General features: G+C 68.3%; 3 protein-coding genes and 1 pseudogene. All 4 read right to left on the bottom strand.

The genetic code is table 11. The annotated features are described in order from the left end of the window. Window positions 1-117: 117 nt before the first annotated feature. Window positions 118-549 (bottom strand): annotated as a pseudogene (locus ACIRRY_RS51545) (ATP-binding cassette domain-containing protein); the annotation flags it as partial. 158 nt (window positions 550-707) lie between these two features. After that, window positions 708-1,124: a Fur family transcriptional regulator gene (locus ACIRRY_RS51550; RefSeq protein ID WP_019058319.1), complete on the bottom strand. Its 417-nt coding sequence runs from the start codon at window positions 1,122-1,124 to the stop codon at window positions 708-710. Window positions 1,125-1,221: 97 nt separating this feature from the next. Then, window positions 1,222-1,614 carry a cyclic nucleotide-binding/CBS domain-containing protein gene (locus tag ACIRRY_RS51555; RefSeq protein ID WP_403988019.1) on the bottom strand — a complete coding sequence of 131 codons (393 nt, stop codon included), beginning with the start codon at window positions 1,612-1,614 and terminating at the stop codon, window positions 1,222-1,224. Window positions 1,615-2,175: 561 nt separating this feature from the next. Continuing rightward, the coding region (locus tag ACIRRY_RS51560) for a tetratricopeptide repeat protein (RefSeq protein WP_403988022.1) at window positions 2,176-2,449 on the bottom strand (274 nt) is incomplete at its 5' end.

Genomic DNA, 2,449 nt, shown 5'->3' on the forward strand with positions numbered 1-2,449 from the left:
GACCGAGTCAGGACGCCCAGCCCCAGCCGCTCCAGACGGGATATCAGCACATCGCTTCAACCGGCCAGCCCCGCCAAAAGCAACGGCATTGGCCTAAAGGGCCTGGGGGGACCCCCAGCGCATACCGCCGGACAGGGTCGCCGGGTAGGCGTACGCGAAGTCGGCGAGGCCCGGGCGGGTCAGCCACTCGGTGGCGCGGGCGTTGCCCTCGCGGCGCGGGACGCGTTGGACGTCCAGGCCGAAGCGGACATTGGCTCGGACCGACTTCCAGTCGTAGATGCCGTAGTCCTGGAAGATCATGGCCGCCGGGCGGGGGCTCCTGGTGCGGATCTCCAGGGTGCCCGTGCTGGGGCGCAGCAAGCCCGCGGCGATGCGGAGGAGGGTGGACTTTCCGCAGCCGGACGGGCCGACCAGGCAGACGAACTCACCGGGGGCGACGGTGAGTTCGAGGGGGCCGAGGGCGTCGACCTGGTGGAGTGGGCGGCCGAAGGTCCGGGTCAGGTGGGTGGCGTGGAGTTTGGGGTGCGGCCGAAGGTGCGGGTCTCCCACGGTTGCTCCTTGCGGAGGGCGGAACGGCTGTCTGCGCGGGCGGGGGGTGGTGCCGCACGACGATATGACGGACCGTCAGATTCGGGAAGCCTGTAGACAGCACAAAGCCCCGGTGTCCGTCCGTGTCGAACGGACACCGGGGCCTGTGAAGGGACTTGCTACGCGCTCGCGCAGTTGGGGCACAGCCCGCGGTAGGTCACCTCGACGTCCGAGACCGTGAAGCCGAAGCGCTCCGAGTCGGGGAGGTCGGCGAGCGGGTTGCCGCCGGGGTGGACGTCGCGGATCTGGCCGCAGTTGGCGCAGACCAGGTGGTGGTGGGGGCTGTGCGCGTTCGGGTCGTAGCGCTTGGCCCGCTTGTCCGTGGAGACTTCCAGGACCTCGCCGAGCGAGACCAGTTCGCCCAGTGTGTTGTAGACCGTCGCCCGGGAGATCTCGGGCAGCTTGGCCACGGCGCGGGAGTGGACCTCGTCGGCGGTCAGGTGGACGTGGTCGCCGTCGAGCACTTCGGCCACGACGCGCCGCTGTGCGGTCATCCGCCAGCCGCGTCCGCGCAGCCGCTCCAGAAGGTCACTCATACCGGCCACTTTAACAGCAAGGTGACCAGTTTCCGAATAGGTGTGACTTTGGAGGGCTGCTGGATTTGGACTGGATCCAACTGGATTTACGCGGTCGTCAGGCCGGTACCTGCTGTCGTGCCGGTGCCCAGCAGCGGATGATGTCGCGGACCGAGACGATGCCGGCGGGCTCGGCGCGGTCGAGGACGATGAGGTGGCGGAAGCCGCCGTGGGCCATCGCGCTGGCCGCGTCCTCCAGGGTCCAGGCCGGGGTGGCGAAGACGACGTCGGTGGTGGTGTGGGCGTGGGCGCGCTCGGTGTCCGGGTTCTGGCCCTGGCCGAGCGAGTTGAGGATGTCGCGTTCGGTGAGGATGCCGATGCCGCCGGCGTCCGGGTCGAGGACCACGGCCGCGCCGACATGGCGCGAGGACATCAGGGCGGCTGCCTGGCGGAGGGTGTGGGCGGGGCCGATGGTGAGGACCACCGTGCTCATGGCGTCGCGGACCAGCATGGGATGAGGCCACCTCCTAGGGAATCCGTACGGTTCACGGACGACGGGTCCGCTAGTTACCGGATTCACAAGTTCACAAGTGGGGAGACCCTCAGAGTCGCAGGTAAAGCACGGGTCAACAAGAGGGCGCGCGCGGCCGGTTGGGGGCGTGCGCAGGCGTCCCGTCGTGCTCAGTAGCGCATGTATTGATCGGGGTCGTTGGTGGGGCGCGGGGTCGCCCTTTACCCCGCTGGCTAGCTGCGCGGTTGCGGCCGTCGTGGGTCGTTGCTGGTCGTTGTGGGCTGCCCTCGGACGGCCCACGGACGGCCCGGTGAGGCCGTTGTAGCAGTGGCCAGGCCATCTTCGGGGATGGGCTTGGGAAGCTGCGGGCGTTTACAGCTGGCTCGGGCGCGGACCTGGGTGAACGGCCAGTGGGCAGTCTCACCAGACCAGCCGCTTTCGCCGAGGCTCCCGCTGTTCCCCGCTTGATGTGGTGCGCTTGTGGTGCTGCTACGTTGAGCACGCCACTGCCGCAGCCTTCGTTCTGATCCGTAGCTCTCTATGGAGACCAGTTGGTAGAGGTCATTGCGGTTGTGCGGGAGGGGCTGAAGAGGGCGGAAGAGCAGGCGTGGTTGGTGGGGTTGCCGTATTTGGCTGCTCTCCGGCTGTTGCAACGTCGTCGTAGGAGTTGGCGAGGTTGTTGCGGGCGGTGAGGGTGGCGGGATGGTCGGGGCCCAGGATCCGCTCACGGTCGGCTAGTACTTGTTCGCGCAGGTCGAGGGCTTCCTGTAGCCGTCCGGCATGGCTGTAGGAGTTGGCGAGGTTGTTGCGGGCGGTGAGGGTGTCGGGATGGTCG

This window comes from Streptomyces sp. NPDC101776, from assembly GCF_044766845.1.
In the GTDB taxonomy this organism is placed as follows: domain Bacteria; phylum Actinomycetota; class Actinomycetes; order Streptomycetales; family Streptomycetaceae; genus Streptomyces.